Origin of the sequence: Caballeronia temeraria (genome assembly GCF_001544795.2) — a bacterium.
GTDB classification, from domain to species: domain Bacteria; phylum Pseudomonadota; class Gammaproteobacteria; order Burkholderiales; family Burkholderiaceae; genus Caballeronia; species Caballeronia temeraria.
In genome coordinates this window covers 38447-56558 of the sequence record NZ_FCOI02000029.1, presented here as the reverse complement: position 1 = coordinate 56558, position 18112 = coordinate 38447, and the positions used below count along the sequence as shown (strand labels likewise).

Sequence of the window (18112 nt, the reverse complement as noted above, 5' to 3'; positions counted from 1 at the left end):
CGGCAATCGCGAACCATCGACGCTTTTGTACGATTGATCAGTCCGCGTCGACGTTCGGCCGATGCCGCGCGCTCACGCGCCGCCAGTAGAGGAACAGGCCGACGCCCGCCACGCCCAGACTCGCTGAATTCGCGATCCAGAAGCCGCGCGCGCCTTGCAGCCATTCGGGCACGCCGCCGCCCACATCGAAGCCGAGCAGATAGCCGCCGCCCAGGCCGATGCCCCACAGCGCGATCGCGTAGATCACGGTCGGCACGAGCGTCACCTTGTACGCGCGCAGGATGAACGCGGTGGTGATCTGGAGGGCGTCGCAGAAGTGATAGAAGAAGATGATGAGCACGAGCGGCATCGCGGCGGCGATGACGTTCGCATCGGGCGTATAGGCGCCGATGATGTGCGGGCGCGCCGCGATCAGGATCACGCCGTACACGAGCGCGAGCACGCACGCCATGCCGATGCCGTGACGCGAAATCGAGCGGGCGTCGTCGTAGCGTTGCGCGCCGAGCGCCTGCGACACCAGCGTCGACGATGCGATGCCGATCGAAAGCGGCGTCATGTACAGCACCGCGCCGAGATTGCCCGCGATCTGATGGCCGGCGAGCGTCGTCGTGCCGAAGCGCGAGATGAAGAGCGCCATGAACGTGTACGACGTGACCTCGATGAGATAGGAGAGGCCCATCGGAATGCCGAGACGCAGAAGCGCCAACTGGCGCCGCCAGACCGGCCAGCAGAAGTGCGAGAAGATGCCGAACGGGCGAAAGAACTCGAACCTGAACAGCACGGTCATGCCGACGCTCGCGAGCACCCAGTTGATGAGCGTGCTCGCGAGCGCGCAGCCCGGGCCGCCGAGCGCGGGCACGCCGAAGCCGCCGAAGATGAACCACGTGTTGAGCGGAAACTTGAGCAGCAGGCCGCCGACCTGCAGGAACATCACGAGGCGCGGCTTGCCGACCGCGTTCGTGAGCGAACTGTAGACGCGAAACGCGAGGCTCGCGGGCAGGCCGAACGAGAGAATGCGCAGATAGTCGACGGTGCGGTCGTGCAGCGCGGGCGGCGTCTTCGCGAGCGACAGCAGCGGCTCGGGATGAAAGAGCAGCACGAAGCCGATCACGGCGAGCACGGCGGCGAGCCAGAACGCCTGACGCGTCTCCTCGCCGATTTCGCTTTCGCGGCCCGCGCCGAAAAGCTGACCGGCGATCGGCTGCAACGCGACGAGAATCCCCGTCAGGCCGATATACACCGAAATATAGATGGAGCCGCCGAGACCGAGCGCGGCGAGATCGGTCGCGGAGAAGCGGCCGACCATCGCGGTGTCGATGACGCCGAACGCGATCACCGCAAGCTGGCCGATCAGCACCGGCCACGCGAGCGCGGCGATCTTGCGCACGTCGTTCAGCATGCCGGTCGTGCTGCGGGAAGCGGGTAGCGCGCGCATCGCGTTACTGCGCCCGGCGCAGGCTCTTCGGACGCAGCGGTTTCTTCGCCGGCGGCGTGGGACGCTCGATGCGCACGTAGAGACGGAAACGCTCGTCGCGGTCGGCGACGCGCCGGCCTTCCCACACGAGCTTCCACTGGAACGCCGACATCGACGACGGCTCGCCGTAATCCGACGGATCCTGGCGCAGGATCACGTCGCAGTCTTCGTCGAACGCGAAATGCATGCCGCCGAAATAGGCGAAGGTGGCGATCTGCGCGTCGCCCAGCCGCACGGGCGAGATGCAGGTGTAGTCCGGCGGCAGATGATCGGCGATCTGCTCGGCCACGTCGCGATACGTCCGGCTGTAGTTCACGACCGGCAGCCACAGCGTCATGAGCAGCACCCACATGAGCGTCGTGCCCGCGCTCGACAGCACGACGCTGCGCCACAACACCTTCGGATGCCGCGCGAGCCGCCAGCGCGCGAGCAGGAACCAGCAGACCGTCACGGCCACCGCGCACACGAAGGAAATCAGCTTGAACTCGGGATGAAAGCCCGGCGCGAGACGCGCGAGATTGCGGGCCATCGGCGCGGGAAAGCCGAACATGCCGGCGCTCCACACGAGCCAGACAAGCGAGCCGATGATCGTGAAGCTCAGCATCGCGAACCAGTCGATCGCGTTGATCGCGCCGCGCTTGAGCGTGGGCAGCGCGAAGGTCGCGAGCACCGAAAGCGGCGGCAGAAGCAGCATGAAGAGCCGGTTGGTTTCGTGCGCCTGCAGCACGACCAGCACGAGCAACGGCCCGATGATCGACAGCGGCACACCGACGTGCGGCGAGCGGCGCAGCCCGCCCCAGCTGACGAACGCCCAGATCGCGAGCGGCCACGCGGGCCAGGTGAAGAGCGGCAGATTCTTGATCGCGTAGCCGAAGATCGCTCCCGGCGTGCCGGAGAAGAACGAAAAGCTGTTGCGCCACCATTGACGCAGCCACCATTCGCCATCGTCGGGGAAGTAATGGAGCGCGGGGAGCACCCACGCGCCGATCAGCACGATCGCGACCGGCAGGCCGTAGATGATGAGCGGCGCGGCACGGACCTGTTTCACGATGATGGTCATCGCGAGCGTGCAGAGCAGGAGCGCGAACACGAGCACGGGCGAGCTCGACAGCCCGACGACGCCAATCGCCAGGCCCCAGACCAGGCCGCCGTGGATCGGCTTGTCGAGGCTGCGCACGAGAGCGTAGAGGAGCATCGCGGTGCCGGCGAACTGCGCGAGCTGCGGCGTGGTTTCGTGGCCGCGCTCGGCGAGGCCGAAGCACGCGAGCAGGATCAGCAGGGCGCCGTCGGCGAGCGTGCGGCCGTAGTCGCGCGGCTCCGGCTCACCGCCGAAAGCGTATTTGAACGGCTGGGCCTCGTCGCGCCGGCCGAGCAGATAGGCCGAATACCAGACGAACGCGCAGGCGAGACAGAAGAGCAGGCCCGTGACCACGCGCGACGCGTTGCTCGCGTCGACCCACGGGCTCAGCAGACGAATGGCCGATGCGCCGAGCCAGTACATCAGCGGGCCATCGGCGGTTGGCGCCTTGCCGACGAGGTTCGGCAGGAGCCAGTCGCGCGCGTCGCCGTTGGCCATCGTCCACATGACGCCGAAGCCCGCCGCATCCTCGTTCTTCCACGGATCGCGGCCGAACAGGCCGAACGACGCATAGGTGATACAGATGGCGAGCAGCAGCCAGCGCGGCAGGGCGCTGGTGGCGGAGGCGGTCAGACGAACGACAGATCGCATGCGAGAAGGCTTGTTGGAGGACGGTCCGCGGATCTCGCGCGGCGCGAGCGCGGGGCCAAGGCAACCGGCATTGTAGTCGCGCGGTGGCGTTAAGGGCGGTTCATCGATGCTCGCCGTAACCGGGCGCAACAATGCTTACCGAATGCAGCAAAGGCGGGGCCGCCTGTCGACGGCGGCGGCGAAACAGTGACACGATTCGTCAGCGACAAAAAAGGGCAGCCAAAGCTGCCCTTTTTGCTTGAAGCCGAAGCCCGACTTACTTCTTGGTGGAGAAGCGTGCGAACTTGTTGTTGAACTTCTCGACGCGGCCCGCCGTGTCCATGATCTTTTGCTGACCCGTGTAGAACGGATGCGATTCCGACGACACTTCGATCTTCGCGAGCGGGTAGGTCTTGCCGTTGAATTCGGCGGTTTCGCGCGTCTGGATGGTCGAGCGGGTCACGAACTTGAAGTCGTTCGACATGTCGATGAACAGAACTTCGCGGTAATCCGGATGAATGCCTTGTTTCATGGTCTTTCCTGATATCTGGCGGTAGCCAACCCGTTGCACTTGTCTGTGCCGCGCGAGTCACTTGCCTAGGGTCGAAAAACGGCGATTATGCCAGAAAATCAGTCGGTTGACATCTTTTTCGGCGGTTGCGGCGCAACTCACGCGACGAGTGCGCCGATGCCCGCCGGGTCCTGCCGGTAATAGCGCGCGAGCAGCCGGTAGAGCTCGGGATACTCGGTTTCGAACGCCAGCGGCGTCACGAAAAGCGCCTCGCTGCACACCGCGAAGAATTCCGACGGATGATCCGCCGCGTACGGGTCGATCAGCGATTCGCGCTCGAAGCGGCTCCAGCGCCGCTCCGGCACGGCGTCGACGCGCGCGCAGAACTGGTCGTAGGCGTTGTCGAAGATGTCCGACCACGCGGTCGAATCCAGCGGCGCGTGCCAGCGCCGATAGAGCGGCGGATGACCGTCGGCCTCGCCCGTGACCATGTCGATCTTGTGCGCGAACTCGTGGATCACGACGTTGTAGGCGTCGGAGCCATCCGCCATCTGCGCGTCTTCCCACGAAAGGACGACCGGACCGCCTTCCCACGCTTCGCCGCTCGCATCGTGCTCAATTTCGTGCACGACGCCGTCCTGGTCTTCGACCGTCTTCCGGATGATGAACTCGCCCGGATAGACGATCACGCCGACCCATCCGCGATACAGATCGAGGTCGAGATTGAGCACGGGCAAGCAGGCTTGCGCGGCGATCGAGACGATCATCTGATCGGTCAGCTCGAGATCGTGCGCCGTCGAGAATTCCTTCTGCGCGATGAAAAGACTCGCGGTTTCGCGCAAACGCGCGAGGTCGTTCGCGTCCAGATGGCCGAAGCACGGGTACGTGTCGAGCGTGCGCTGCCAGAGCGCGTCGTCGATCGCGTATTTGCGCAGCGTGCGTTCGCGGCGTTGCGCGCCGAACCAGCGGGAAAAGAGGTTGGCCATAGCTCGTTCTTTTTGCTTCGATGATCCGGATTGTACGGAGCGCGGCGCGCGCGAAGCATAAAAAAACCGCCTGACTAAGCAGGCGGTTTTCTGTCTGAAGCAGCGAAGCGGGATCAGCCTCCGCCGCGACGCATCATGTCGAAGAATTCGGCGTTGTTCTTCGTCTGACGGATCTTGTCGAGCAGGAATTCCATGGCTTCGACTTCGTCCATGTCGTGGATGAACTTGCGCAACACCCAGACCTTTTGCAGCAGGTCCGGCTTGATGAGCAGCTCTTCGCGGCGCGTGCCCGACTTGTTCAGGTTGATCGACGGATAGACGCGCTTTTCCGCGAGACGGCGCTCGAGGTGCACTTCCATGTTGCCGGTGCCCTTGAACTCTTCGTAGATCACGTCGTCCATGCGGCTGCCCGTTTCGATGAGCGCCGTGCCGATGATCGTGAGCGAACCGCCTTCCTCGATGTTGCGCGCCGCGCCAAAGAAGCGCTTCGGACGCTGCAGCGCGTTGGCGTCGACACCGCCCGTCAGCACCTTGCCCGAGGCCGGCACGACCGTGTTGTAGGCGCGCGCGAGACGCGTGATCGAGTCGAGCAGAATCACGACGTCGTGCTTCATTTCGACGAGACGCTTCGCCTTTTCGATGACCATTTCGGCCACTTGCACGTGACGCGCGGCGGGTTCGTCGAAGGTCGATGCGATCACTTCGCCGCGCACCGAGCGCTGCATTTCCGTCACTTCTTCCGGGCGCTCGTCGATGAGCAGCACGAAGAGGATGACGTCCGGATGATTCGCCTTCACCGCATGCGCGATGTGCTGCAGCATCACGGTCTTGCCCGACTTCGGCGACGCGACGAGCAGGCCGCGCTGGCCCTTGCCGATCGGCGCGATCATGTCGATGATCCGGCCCGTCACGTTTTCCTCGCCGCGCATTTCGCGCTCGAGCGGCAGCGGCTTGTTCGGATGCAGCGGCGTGAGGTTCTCGAACATGATCTTGTGTTTCGAGGCCTCGGGCGGCTGCCCGTTGACTTTATCCACCTTCACGAGCGCGAAATAACGCTCGCCGTCTTTCGGCGTGCGCACTTCGCCTTCGATCGTGTCGCCGGTGTGCAGATTGAAGCGGCGGATTTGCGACGGGCTGATGTAAATGTCGTCCGTGCTCGCGAGATACGAAGTCTCGGGCGAGCGCAGGAAGCCGAAGCCGTCGGGCAGCACTTCGAGCGTGCCGTCGCCGAAAATCGTGTCGCCGCCCTTGGCGCGCTTTTTAAGAATCGCGAACATGAGTTCCTGCTTGCGCAGGCGGTTCGCATTTTCGATTTCGAGGCCGTTGGCCATCTCGATCAGTGCGGAGACGTGCTGAGACTTGAGCTCGGATAAATGCATACGGATTTCCCGCCAGGGAGAGAGGTGCGACAGAAAGATTTGGGAGAAGAGGTGAGCGGAACCGCTCGAGACTTAATACTTCTTGAACTCTTGTGATTCTAGCATAGCACACGCCACACGAGCCTCGGGTGGGCTTTGGGCGGGGCTTTTCAGCCGATGTTGTCGCGTGACAACATCGGCTGCATCGGATCGCGCTTTTAGCGCGTCATGATGCGCAAGGCAGGCGCCGGGCGATGCCGCCGCCTGCCGGTGATGCCGTTACAGGTTGCTGTCGAGGAACGCGGTGAGTTGCGACTTGGACAAAGCGCCGACCTTCTGAGCGGCGACTGCGCCGTTCTTGAAAAGGATCAGCGTGGGAATGCCGCGCACGCCGAACTTCACCGGCGTCGACTGATGTTCGTCCACGTTGATCTTCGCGATCTGAAGGCGATCGCCATAATCCTTCGCGACTTCGTCGAGGATCGGGGCAATCATCTTGCACGGACCACACCACTCGGCCCAGAAATCGAGCAGGACAGGTTTATCCGACTTGACGACATCCTGTTCGAAAGAAGCGTCGCTGATGTGCTTGATTGATTCGCTCATTGTCTGAATACCTCTATTGATTCGAGGCCCGCGTTTGATTGCTCGCCACGATACACAAAACTGAGAAAATTTTCGTCGCCAACGGGCAGGTTCGGCCCGCGCGCCGTGCGCCAGAATGACTCGCGAACGGCGGCGAATGATCCGCGGAAGGGCGAGATGCACCACTTCCGGGTGATTCAAATGTCATCTTAGCCTAATTTGCTATCCGTTGCCGGGTCCTGATAGGCCGCATCTGAGGCCGAAAACGCAAAGCGCAAGAGAGCGTCGCAATTGCGCGCATTTCTCCGATGCCTTCCGGGCGAGCCGCACCCCGTGGTACACTTCAACGTGACGGGCCTCCTCGCATGGTGGCGCGGTCAACCTGGTCAGGTCGGGAACGAAGCAGCCACAGCCGTTTTCCACCAGTGCCGAGGGTCGGGCTCGTCACCTTCCGCTTTCTTCGCTTTTCCTCTTTCGTTTTCCCTCTCGCGTTTTCCCCAAGATTGTTCGCGCTAAGCGCACCGTCCGTGTGCGATGTTTTCGCGCGTGCGCATTGGCCGAAAGCGTCGTCTTCAGTTCCGCCTGCCGCCTTTTGCTGCGGCGTTTGCGCCAGGTCGTTGCTGATACAATTTCGCGCATGACCTATCAAGTTCTCGCACGCAAATGGCGGCCGAAATCATTCGAGTCGCTCGTCGGCCAGGAGCACGTCGTCCGGGCGCTCACGCACGCGCTGGATGGCGGCCGTCTGCATCACGCGTATCTCTTCACGGGCACGCGCGGCGTCGGCAAGACGACGCTCTCGCGCATCTTCGCGAAGGCGCTCAATTGTGAAACCGGCGTGACGTCGAAGCCGTGCGGCGTGTGCCGCGCGTGCCGGGAAATCGACGAAGGTCGTTTCGTCGATTACGTCGAAATGGATGCGGCGAGCAATCGCGGCGTCGACGAAATGGCGGCGCTGCTCGAACGAGCCGTGTACGCGCCCGTCGATGCGCGCTTCAAGGTCTACATGATCGACGAAGTGCACATGCTCACGAACCACGCCTTCAACGCGATGCTGAAGACGCTGGAAGAGCCGCCGCCGCACGTGAAGTTCATCCTCGCGACCACCGATCCGCAGAAAATTCCGGTCACCGTGCTCTCGCGCTGCCTTCAGTTCAATCTGAAGCAGATGCCGGCGGGGCACATCGTGTCGCATTTGGAGACCATTCTTCAGCAAGAGAACATTTCGTTCGAATCGCAGGCGCTGCGTCTTTTGTCGCGCGCGGCGGACGGCTCCATGCGCGACGCGCTGTCGCTGACCGACCAGGCCATCGCGTATTCGGCGAATCAGGTCACCGAGGAAGCCGTGCGCGGCATGCTCGGCGCACTCGATCAAAGCTATCTGATCCGCCTCATCGATGCGCTCGCTAGCGGCGACGGCGCGGGCGTGCTCGCGATCGCCGACGAAATGGCGCTGCGCAGTCTGTCTTTCTCGACGGCGCTGCAGGATCTCGCGAGTCTTTTGCATCGGATCGGCTGGGCGCAGTTCGCGCCGACGTCGGTGCTGGATGAATGGCCCGAGGCGGCGGACATCCGCCGCTTCGCGGACATGTTGTCCGCCGAGCAGGTCCAGCTTTTCTATCAGATCGCCACGGTCGGGCGCAGCGAGCTCGGTCTCGCGCCCGACGAATACGCCGGCTTCACGATGACCCTCTTGCGCATGCTCGCGTTCGAGCCGGCGGGTGGACCGGGAGGCGGCATCGTGAGCACGCCTTCGGGCGCGAAGCCCGCGCGCAGCGCAGCGCTTGCCGGTGCGATGGCCGAGCGTGCCGTCGCGCCCGCGCCGGTGGCAAAAGCGCCGGCGCCTGCCGTGGAAGCGGTCATCGTCAAGGCGAAGGAAACGCAGCCGGTCGAAAGCGTCGTCGAAAGCGTGAAGCCTTCCGCGCCCGTCGAAACGAGCGAGCCGGTGCCCGCCAAACCGGCGCCGATGCCGAGCGCCGCGCGACAGGCCGTCGATGAAGCAGCGCCTGCTGCTTCGCGTGTCGCGGATGAAGCCGCGAACTCGCGCGCGGCAGGCGGCGCGAGCGCCGCGCTCGAAGTGCTGCGCAGCGCGGGCATGCGTCTGTCGTCCGATCGCGGCGCGCGCGTTGCATCCGCCGCGCCGACGTCGGCTCCCGGCGCGACCAAACCCGTCGCGAAACCGGCTGCGCAAGTTCAGGTGCCGACGCCTCGCCGCGCACCGCCGGCCGCGCCCGAACCGAAGCCCGCGGCGAGCAACGCGGGCAAGTCGAACGTCGTGCCGCCGTGGGAAGACATGCCGCCCGACGACTATCCGCCAGCGGGATCGGAAGCCGAATATTTCATGCCGCCCGACGACGGCTTCGTACCCGCCTTCGACAGCGGTCCGGACGACATGCGCTTCGGCGCGGAGCCGGCCGCGAAGCCCGCGCCCGTGATCGACACGCCGCCGCTGCCGCCTGCCGTGCCGCTCGATGCGCTTGGCGTGTCCGTCGAATGGGCCGTGCTCGCCGTCGATCTGCCGTTGAAGGGCGTCGCCTATCAGCTCGCGTTCAACAGCGAACTCACCGCCTGCGACGCGAATTCCGTCACGCTCGCGGTTCCGGTCCAGATGTACACCGACGCCATGCACGTCACGAAGCTCAAGGCCGCGCTTGCTGAAAAGCTCGGCCGAGCGATCGAAGTCAACGTCGACGTCGCGCCCGCGCGCCGCACCGCCGCCGCGCTCGATGCCGCCGAGCGCGCGCGTCGCCAGCAGGAAGCCGAGCAGGAGATCAAGCAGGACCCGTTCGTGCAATCGCTGATCCGCGATTTCGGCGCGAGCATCGTGCAGGGTTCGATCAAGCCGATCTCCGCGTCGGGCGCGAATCCGTCGTGAATTGAAGCGCGCGGCGCGTGGGTTTATGTCGCGCCGCCGCACTGAATATCGGGCGCGCGCATCGCGCGTGCTTTTGCCACACGTTTTCCAGGAAGGAGCCGAACCATGATGAAGAACCAACTCGCCGGGCTGATGAAACAAGCCCAGCAGATGCAGGAAAACATGAAGAAGATGCAGGATCAGCTCGCGCAGATCGAGGTCGAGGGCCAGTCCGGCGCCGGTCTCGTGAAGGTGACGATGACCTGCAAGAACGACGTGCGCCGCGTGCAGATCGATCCGAGCCTGCTCGCCGACGACAAGGACATGCTGGAAGACCTCGTCGCCGCCGCGTTCAACGACGCCGTGCGTAAGGCCGAAGCCACCACGCAAGAGAAAATGAGCGGCATGACGGCCGGCATGCCGATGCCGCCGGGCTTCAAACTGCCGTTCTGAGCGCGCGCGCCGAAGCGGTTCGGCGCGTTTCGATGTCGAATGAAGGACACATGAAACAACCTTCCGCCCTGTCGGCGCTCGTGGAAGCGCTGCGCGCGCTGCCCGGCGTCGGACCGAAGTCCGCGCAGCGCATGGCTTATCACCTGATGCAGCACGACCGCGCCGCCGCCGAAAAGCTCGGCAATTCGCTGCTGTTCGCGACCGAGCATCTGAAGCACTGCGAGAAGTGCAACACTTTCACGGAAAGCGACATCTGCGAAGTCTGCAGCGACGAAGAGCGCGATCCGGCTTTGCTGTGCGTCGTCGAGACGCCTGCCGACCAGATCATGCTCGAACAGACGCTCACGTATCGCGGGCTCTATTTCGTGCTGATGGGGCGGCTCAGTCCGCTCGACGGCATCGGGCCGAAGGAGATCCACTTCGAGCGGCTCATCAACCGCGCGCTCGACGGCGAAGTGCAGGAAGTCGTGCTCGCCACCAACTTCACCAACGAAGGTGAAGCCACCGCGCACTATCTCGCGCAAACGCTCAAGAGCAAAGGGCTGAAGGTGACGCGGCTCGCGCGCGGCGTGCCTGTCGGCGGCGAGCTCGAATATGTCGATGCGGGCACGATCGCGCGCGCGATGCTCGATCGCCGCTCCGTTTAAAGGAATCGAATCGATGACAGAGACCGAAGCGCTCGCTCTAGCGACGCATCGTCATTACAAGGGCGGGCTGTACCGCGTGATCGGCGTCGCGCGGCATTCGGAGACCGAGGAAGCGATGATCGTCTACGAACACCTGTGGCCGCACGAGCGCGGCTTGTGGGTGCGCCCCGCCGCGATGTTCAACGAAACGCTCGCCGACGGCACGCCGCGCTTCAAGCCGCTCGATATCCCGTTGTAAAGGCCCGCAAAAAAAAGGAGACACGACCATGAGCGCAACGACGGGACCACTCGCGGGCGTGAAGGTACTGGAACTGGGCACGCTCATCGCCGGTCCGTTCGCCGCGCGTTTCATGGGCGAGTTCGGCGCCGACGTCATCAAGATCGAAGATCCGAATGGCGGCGATCCGCTGCGCAAGTGGCGCAAGCTCTATCCGGAAGTGGGCGGCACGTCGCTCTGGTGGGCCGTGCAGGCGCGCAACAAGAAATCCGTGACGGTGAATCTCAAGGCCGACGAGGGCAAGGAGATCGTGCGGCGGCTTGCGAAGGAAGCCGATGTCGTCATCGAAAATTTCCGGCCGGGTCTGCTCGAAAAGCTCGGGCTCGGCTATGAAGTGTTGTCCGCCGACAATCCCGGTCTCGTGATGGTGCGGCTCTCCGGTTACGGGCAGACCGGTCCGTATCGCGATCGTCCGGGCTTCGGCGCGATCGCGGAATCGATGGGCGGGCTGCGTCATATCACCGGCTATCCGGATCTGCCGCCGCCGCGCATCGGCATTTCCATTGGCGACTCCATCGCGGCGCTGCACGGTGTGATCGGCGCGCTGATGGCGCTGCACCACAAGCAGGTGAACGGCGGCAAAGGGCAGGTCGTCGATGTCGCGCTGTACGAAGCCGTCTTCAACATGATGGAAAGCGTCGTGCCGGAATACGGCGTGTACGGCATGGTGCGCGAGCGCACGGGCGCGTCGCTGCCGGGCATCGTGCCGTCGAATACGTATCCGTGCCGCGATGGCAGCATCGTGATCGGCGGCAACAGCGATCCCATCTTCAAGCGCCTCATGAACGCGATCGATCGCGCGGATCTCGCCGACGATCCCGCGCTCGCATCGAACGACGGACGCGTGCCGCGCACGCAGGAAATCGACGACGCCATCGCCGCGTGGCTCTCGACGCGCAGCATCGACGAAGCGCTCGCCGTGCTCAACGCCGCCGACGTCCCGGCGGGCCGCATCTACAGCGTGGCCGACATGTTCACCGATCCGCAATACATCGCGCGGCAGATGCTGCAACGTTTCCCGTGGCAGGACGGCCACGAGATCACGCTGCCGAACGTGACGCCGAAGCTCTCGGAAACGCCGGGCGAAACGCGCTGGCTCGGGCCGCAACTCGGTGAACATACGGATGAAGTACTTCAAACGCTCGGGTATGATGCCGACGATATTGCGCGGCTGCGCGCGGCCAAGGTGATCTGAGCCTCGAGCCGGACAGCGCTGACAACGATAAAACCAGGAGACACACAACGATGAAACGCAGAACGTTCATCGCGAGCGGCGCCGTGCTCGCGGGCGGGGCCATGTCGGGCATGCCGCTCGCGTTCGGGCAGAGCAAGCTGGAGCAGACCAAGGTATCCATTGCGGTCGGCGGCAAGAATCTCTTCTACTATCTGCCGCTCACGATCGCGGAGCGTCGCAACTATTTCAAGGACGAAGGGCTCGACATCGAAATCGCCGATTTCGCGGGCGGCGCGAAGGCGCTGCAGGCGGCGGTCGGCGGCAGCGCGGATGTCGTGTCCGGCGCGTTCGAGCACACGTTGCTGCTCCAGGCGAAGAATCAGTACTTCCGCGAATTCGTGCTGCAAGGGCGCGCGCCGCAGATCGTGCTTGCCGTGTCGAAGAAGGCGATGCCGAACTACAAGTCGGTCGCGGACCTGAAGGGCAAGAAAATCGGCGTGACGGCGCCGGGTTCGTCGACGTCGATCATGGCGAGCTTCGTGCTCGCGCAGGCCGGGCTGAAGGCGACCGATGTGTCGTTCATCGGCGTCGGCGCGGGCGCGGGCGCAATCGCCGCGCTGCAATCCGGCCAGATCGACGCCATCGCCAATCTCGATCCGGTGATGACCAAGCTCGATCGCGCGGGCGATATCCGCATTGTGTCGGACACGCGCACGCTCGCCGATACCGTCAAGGTGTTCGGCGGCAACATGCCGGCGGGATGCCTGTACGCGTCGCAGAGCTTCATCACGAAGAATCCCAACACGACGCAGGCGCTCACCAACGCGATGGTCCGCGCGCTGAAGTGGCTGCAGACGGCGTCGGGCAAGGACCTCATTTCGACGGTGCCGGAAAGCTATCTGCTCGGCGATCGCGCGCTGTATCTCGATTCGTGGCAGCACGTGAAAGAGGCGCTGTCGCCCGATGGCCTGATGCCCGCCGATGGTCCCGCGACGTCGCTCAAGACGCTTCAGGCCTTCGACGAAACGGTGAAGGGCAAGCCGATCGACCTGTCGAAGGCCTGGACCAACGACTTCGTCAAGAAGGCGCTCGCTACGGTCAAGGTCTGATCGATGCCGTCGCCATCGAAATATGCGCTCGAACTCGCGGATGTCACCTGCACGTTCGCGTCGCGCGAGAATCGCCGTGATCGCTATACGGCGGTCCGCGATACGACGCTCGCGATCGCGCCGGGCGAATTCGTGTCCGTGGTCGGGCCGACCGGCTGCGGCAAGTCGACGTTGCTCAACGTGTCGGCGGGGCTGCTCGAGCCATCGTCGGGGACGGTGAGCGTCTTCGGCGAGAAGCTGAAGGGCATCAACCGGCGCGCGGGCTACATGTTCCAGGCCGACGGTCTGATGCCGTGGCGCAGCGCGCTCGACAACGTGACGGCCGGCCTCGCGTTTCAGGGCGTGCCGAAGGCCGAAGCCGGCAAGCGCGGCGAGGAATGGCTGAAGCGCGTGGGTCTCGGCGGCTTCGGCGATCGCTATCCGCATCAATTGTCGGGCGGCATGAGAAAGCGCGTCGCGATGGCGCAGACGCTCATCCTCGATCCCGACATCATCCTGATGGACGAGCCGTTCTCCGCGCTCGACATCCAGACCCGTCAGCTGATGGAAAACGAGCTGCTCGATCTGTGGGCCGCGAAGCGTAAGGCCGTGCTCTTCATCACGCACGATCTGGACGAGGCGATTTCGCTGTCCGACCGCGTCGTCGTGCTGGCGGCCGGACCCGGTACGCATCCGATCGGCGAATTCGTGATCGATCTGCCGCGCCCGCGCGATGTCGCCGAGATCCGCTCGCATCCACGCTTCGTCGAACTGCACGCGCAGATCTGGGGCGTGCTGCGCGAGGAAGTGTTGAAGGGCTATCAGCAGCAGCTGAAGCCCGCCGCCGCCGAATAAGACGATACGACCATGTGGAACAAGCTGCGCCCGAATCGAGCGAATCTCATCGTGTGGCAATGGCTGTTGCTGCTCGCGTGCTTCGTGCTGTGGTACGTGCTGACGAGCCCGACGCTCCTGCCGCCTTTCTATTTCGACGACGCCGACAAGGCCGCGTTCTTTTTCGGCGAGCCGCAGAAAGTGCTCGTGCGCATCTGGGAGTGGTTCACAGGCGGCGAGATCTACATCCATCTGTGGGTGACGCTGATCGAGACGGTGCTGGCGTTCGTCATCGGCACGGTGACGGGACTGGGCGTCGGACTCTGGCTCGCGCTCGCGCCGACGACGAGCGCGCTCCTCGATCCCTACATCAAGGCGGCCAATTCGATGCCGCGCGTGATTCTCGCGCCGATCTTCGCGGTGTGGTTCGGCCTCGGCATCTGGTCGAAGGTCGCGCTGGGCGTGACGCTCGTGTTTTTCATCGTGTTCTTCAACGTGTATCAGGGCGTGAAGGAAGTCAGTCCGGTCGTGCTCGCGAACGCGCGCATGCTCGGTGCGAATCGCAAGCAATTGCTGCGGCACGTCTATCTGCCGAGCGCGACGAGCTGGGTGTTTTCCAGTCTGCATACGTCGGTGGGACTGGCGTTCGTCGGCTCGGTGGTCGGCGAATATCTCGGCTCGGCGCGTGGCGTCGGTTATCTGATTCTGCAGGCCGAAGGCACCTTCGATATCAACACGGTGTTCGCGGGCATTCTCGTGCTGACCGCGTTCGCGCTGGTGCTCGATGGCATCGTCGCGCTGGTCGAGCGCAGGCTCATGAAGTGGCAGCCGAAGAGCGGCGAGACCGAGAAGCTTTAATGGCACCGGCGCGCGCCCGATAACGCGCCGCAAACCGTGCCAGACCGATTTCGGATTAACCGTTCTGGCACGGCATCGTCGACATCGCTATCATGCTGAGCTGGACAGGCGTCCCGCGGCTGGCGGCAACAGGCCGGCCGTGATTCGGGTGAACGGACGCCGCAGGCACATCAAGTCGTAACGCAAATCGCGCGACACTCTGCAGCCGGACACCATGCGCGCCATCTGCGCGGCGTCCGTTCCCGCGAGACCAACAATGAAACTGCGAACTGGCGGTTCGATTGCGGTGGTATTGCCATCGCCGATCGGCGACAGCCTCATCGGGCTTGTCCTCGTCGACAATCTCATCCGCAATGGATATCGCCCCGTCGTGTTCGGCTGGGTCGCGGAGCAGCTCGCCGACTGGTTTCCGCAGGTGACGGTAGGGCGTCCCGACGCCTGGCAGCGCGCTTTCGACACGGTGATCGAGCTTCGCCCGACCGATTACGCATCGGCATTGAGCCGCTCGGGCAAGACGCTCTGCCTCGCGGCGCTGCCGGAATACGGCGGCTCGAAGCACATGGTGGACCGTATCGTCGATATCGCGAGCAACGTGCTGGGCCTCTCCGATGTCACGCGCGAAAACGGCCTCGTCGTGCCGGCCGGCGTCATGCGCGGGCGGTTCGATAATCGCGTCGTGATTCATCCGACCGGCAGTCATCCCGAAAAGATGTGGAGCCGCAAGAAGTTTCTGGCGCTCTCGCGTGTGCTCTCGCGTCGCCGGTTGCAGCCGAGCTTTCTCGTCGCGCCGGCCGAGTTCAGCGTCTGGAGCGATATCGCGCAGGAAGGGTGTGAGGTCAACGCGCTGCCGCAACTGAGCGAAGTCGCGGCGTGGATCGCGGAGTCGTCGTGGTTCATCGGCAACGATTCCGGTCTCGGGCATCTCGCGTCCTGCATCGGCGTGCCCACGTTGTCGCTGTTCATGCGTCAGGGTCTCGCGCGCTCGTGGCGTCCGGGCTGGGGTCCGGGCGCGGTCGTGTTGCCGCCGTCGTTGCTGCCCTTCGGCGGGCTTCGCGAACGGCTGTGGCAACGTCTGCTCACCGTGCGCCGTGTGACGTCGGCGTTTCAGACGCTGCACGGCAAGCATGCGCGCGCGTTGCATCACTACGCGGCGGCCGATTTCGGCGATGCCGCATCCACGCAGGCGACACACGCCGCGCGCATCGGCATGCTGCCCGGCGCGCAATCGCGGCGCTTCTGACCGGACCCGTCTACGCCGCGAAGCGCGAATAGACGCGCCAGCAGCGAAGCGCGCGCCACATTTCGCTGGCATTGGTCGCGCCCTTCAGCATCACGCGGACATACCCCGATTGCAGGAACTGCCGCGCGAAAGGCTTGCGCAGTTCGTCGTCGTTCAGACGCTTTCGCAGCACGTGCAACAGATGACCGCTCTCGCGGTTGGCCTGGCGCAGCAGAATCCGGCTCAGCGTCCGATCGGTCTGCGGATCGAGCGCGGCGGTCACGAGCGCGTCGATCACGCGCAGATAACCGGCGGCGCGGCGCGCGACGGCGGCATGCGAAGGCGAATTCGTGATCGATGCCGGATTGCGCCGATAGCCATAGAAAGCTTCGCGCACGAAGCCGACGCGTTGCGCGCGCAGTCCGGTCTGCAATGCCCAGATGATGTCCTCGTGCACGACGCCTTCCTCGAAGCGCAGTCCGTGCTTTGCGACGAAATCGCGTCGCACGCATTGCAGCCAGACGCAGACGACCCAGTCGTCGTTCGGCACGGTGCGCTTGAGCCACGTCGCGCCGTCGCAGATTTCGCCCCACGGCTGGCGTTCGTACATCGGTTGCGGATCGGCGGGCGGCGGCAGGGCTTCGAAGCTGAAGCCGTTGCCGATCACGACATCGAGTTCATGCCGGCGGCCGTAGTCGATCCACGTGCGCAGCGCGCCGGGCTTCATCCAGTCGTCGCCGTCCGCGAACGCGATCCATTCGCCGCGCGCGAGCGTCAGCCCGGCATTGCGCGTCGCCGATACGCCGCGATTGTCCTGCGCCACGACGCGGATGCGCGCATCGCGCGCCGCCATCGATTCGAGCACGGCGAGGCTGCCGTCCGTCGCGCCGTCACAGATCGCGATGATTTCGAGATCGACGCCTGCCTGATCGAGCACCGAGCGCAGCAGCGCGTCGATCCACGCCTCGCAGTTGTAGACCGGCACGATGACGCTGACGTCGGGGCGTGTGCTCGTCATCTCGATTCGAAGGAAGTCTGAAAGGGCGCGATGGTAGCAGTCCGCGTTACGGCTCGATCACGATCTTGCCGGTCACGCGGCGATTCATCATGTCGTCGAGGGCTTGCGGGGTTTCGTCGAGCGAATAACGTTTCGTGACGACCGGCCGCAGCGTGCCTGACTTGATCCAGTCGACCATCGTCGCGAATTCCTGATCGGCGAGCGCGTGCTCGCGCTGCATGTGGCCGCCCCAGAACACGCCGACGATGCTCGCGCCTTTCAGCAGCGCGAGATTGAGCGGCAGCTTCGGAATCTCGCCATTCGCGAAGCCGACGACGAGATACCGCCCCCGCCAGCCGATACTGCGAAACACCGGTTCCGCATACGCACCGCCGACGGGATCGAAAACGACATCCGGCCCGTTGCCGCCGGTCAGCGCCTTGATGCGCTCGCGCAGATCTTCGCGCGCATAGTCGATGACTTCATCGGCGCCATGTTCGCGGCAGAACGCGAGCTTCTCCGCACTCGACGCCGCCGCGATCACGCGCGCACCGATGATCTTGCCGATCTGGATCGCCGCGATGCCGACGCCACCCGCCGCGCCGAGCACGAGCAGCGTGTCGCCGGCCTTGAGCGCGCCGCGATCGACGAGCGCGTGATACGACGTGCCGTAGGCGAGCGTGAACGCGGCGGCATCGGCGAGATCGACGTCATCGGGCAACACGATGCAATCCGTCGCCTTCGCGCGCGCCTGTTCCGCGAACGCGCCTTGTGCGGTGTAGGCGGCCACGCGCATGCCGGGCGCGAGACGCGTGACACCAGCGCCGACTTCGCGCACGATGCCCGCGAACTCCGCGCCGGGCGTGAACGGCAACGGCGGCTTGAACTGATATTTGTTCTGGATGATGAGCACGTCGGGGAAATTCACGCTTGCTGCTTTGACGTCGATGACGACTTCGCCTGCTTCCGGATGCAGGTCGGGCAGCGTTTCGATCGAAAGCGTGTCGGGCAATCCGTGTTCGTTGCATCGTACGGCGCGCATGGTTTCTCCTCGTTGAACTGGGCTCAGTGTATGGCAGTTCGAGTCGT

The 18112-nt window shown here is 64.4% G+C and carries 17 protein-coding genes and 1 other RNA gene; 10 read left to right on the top strand and 8 right to left on the bottom strand.

The annotated features are described in order from the left end of the window. Positions 1–37: 37 nt before the first annotated feature. The 6 genes from AWB76_RS30110 to trxA form a co-directional block, all read right to left on the bottom strand. A complete protein-coding gene (locus AWB76_RS30110) occupies positions 38–1399 on the bottom strand; it encodes an MATE family efflux transporter (RefSeq protein WP_061163752.1) in 1362 nt (453 codons plus the stop codon). Positions 1400–1439: 40 nt separating this feature from the next. Continuing rightward, positions 1440–3203 (bottom strand): ArnT family glycosyltransferase, encoded by a 1764-nt coding sequence (locus AWB76_RS30105; protein WP_061163751.1) that lies wholly within the window; start codon positions 3201–3203, stop codon positions 1440–1442. Between the two features lie 256 nt (positions 3204–3459). After that, on the bottom strand, positions 3460–3714 hold the full coding sequence (locus tag AWB76_RS30100; RefSeq protein ID WP_061163750.1) for a type B 50S ribosomal protein L31: 255 nt from the start codon (positions 3712–3714) through the stop codon (positions 3460–3462). Between the two features lie 137 nt (positions 3715–3851). After that, positions 3852–4679 carry a M90 family metallopeptidase gene (locus AWB76_RS30095; RefSeq protein WP_061163749.1) on the bottom strand — a complete coding sequence of 276 codons (828 nt, stop codon included), beginning with the start codon at positions 4677–4679 and terminating at the stop codon, positions 3852–3854. Positions 4680–4792: 113 nt separating this feature from the next. Then, the gene (gene rho / locus AWB76_RS30090) at positions 4793–6058 is read right to left on the bottom strand and encodes a transcription termination factor Rho (protein WP_061163748.1); all 1266 of its coding nucleotides are present in this window, start codon (positions 6056–6058) and stop codon (positions 4793–4795) included. A 258-nt stretch (positions 6059–6316) separates the two neighbouring features. Beyond that, complete coding sequence (trxA, locus tag AWB76_RS30085; protein ID WP_008349330.1) at positions 6317–6643, bottom strand: thioredoxin TrxA; 327 nt, start codon at positions 6641–6643, stop codon at positions 6317–6319. Between the two features lie 329 nt (positions 6644–6972). Between trxA and ffs the strand changes: the two genes are divergently transcribed. From ffs to AWB76_RS30035, 10 genes are all read left to right on the top strand, one after another. Beyond that, positions 6973–7071: signal recognition particle sRNA small type (gene ffs, locus AWB76_RS30080), an RNA gene on the top strand. Between the two features lie 188 nt (positions 7072–7259). Continuing rightward, complete coding sequence (locus AWB76_RS30075) at positions 7260–9497, top strand: DNA polymerase III subunit gamma/tau (protein WP_061163784.1); 2238 nt, start codon at positions 7260–7262, stop codon at positions 9495–9497. A 105-nt stretch (positions 9498–9602) separates the two neighbouring features. After that, entirely contained in the window at positions 9603–9929 is a 327-nt protein-coding gene (locus tag AWB76_RS30070) for a YbaB/EbfC family nucleoid-associated protein (RefSeq protein ID WP_008349334.1), read from the top strand. A gap of 50 nt (positions 9930–9979) precedes the next feature. Beyond that, positions 9980–10576, top strand: coding sequence for a recombination mediator RecR (gene recR, locus AWB76_RS30065; RefSeq protein WP_061163747.1), 597 nt, complete (start codon positions 9980–9982; stop codon positions 10574–10576). 13 nt (positions 10577–10589) lie between these two features. Further along, positions 10590–10814: a DUF1653 domain-containing protein gene (locus tag AWB76_RS30060; protein WP_034473750.1), complete on the top strand. Its 225-nt coding sequence runs from the start codon at positions 10590–10592 to the stop codon at positions 10812–10814. Between the two features lie 28 nt (positions 10815–10842). Continuing rightward, positions 10843–12048, top strand: coding sequence for a CaiB/BaiF CoA transferase family protein (locus AWB76_RS30055; protein WP_061163746.1), 1206 nt, complete (start codon positions 10843–10845; stop codon positions 12046–12048). A gap of 50 nt (positions 12049–12098) precedes the next feature. Beyond that, positions 12099–13136: an ABC transporter substrate-binding protein gene (locus AWB76_RS30050; protein ID WP_061163745.1), complete on the top strand. Its 1038-nt coding sequence runs from the start codon at positions 12099–12101 to the stop codon at positions 13134–13136. Positions 13137–13139: 3 nt separating this feature from the next. Continuing rightward, positions 13140–13970: an ABC transporter ATP-binding protein gene (locus tag AWB76_RS30045; protein WP_061163744.1), complete on the top strand. Its 831-nt coding sequence runs from the start codon at positions 13140–13142 to the stop codon at positions 13968–13970. Positions 13971–13982: 12 nt separating this feature from the next. After that, positions 13983–14807, top strand: a complete 825-nt coding sequence (locus tag AWB76_RS30040; RefSeq protein ID WP_061163743.1) for an ABC transporter permease — start codon at positions 13983–13985, stop codon at positions 14805–14807. Positions 14808–15063: 256 nt separating this feature from the next. Next, on the top strand, positions 15064–16047 hold the full coding sequence (locus tag AWB76_RS30035) for a glycosyltransferase family 9 protein (RefSeq protein WP_061163742.1): 984 nt from the start codon (positions 15064–15066) through the stop codon (positions 16045–16047). 10 nt (positions 16048–16057) lie between these two features. Here AWB76_RS30035 and AWB76_RS30030 read toward each other — a convergent pair whose 3' ends face one another. Together AWB76_RS30030 and AWB76_RS30025 are read right to left on the bottom strand one after the other, a co-directional pair. After that, positions 16058–17044 carry a glycosyltransferase gene (locus AWB76_RS30030; protein ID WP_061163741.1) on the bottom strand — a complete coding sequence of 329 codons (987 nt, stop codon included), beginning with the start codon at positions 17042–17044 and terminating at the stop codon, positions 16058–16060. Positions 17045–17090: 46 nt separating this feature from the next. Further along, entirely contained in the window at positions 17091–18065 is a 975-nt protein-coding gene (locus AWB76_RS30025; RefSeq protein WP_061163740.1) for an NADPH:quinone oxidoreductase family protein, read from the bottom strand. Positions 18066–18112: the final 47 nt, after the last annotated feature.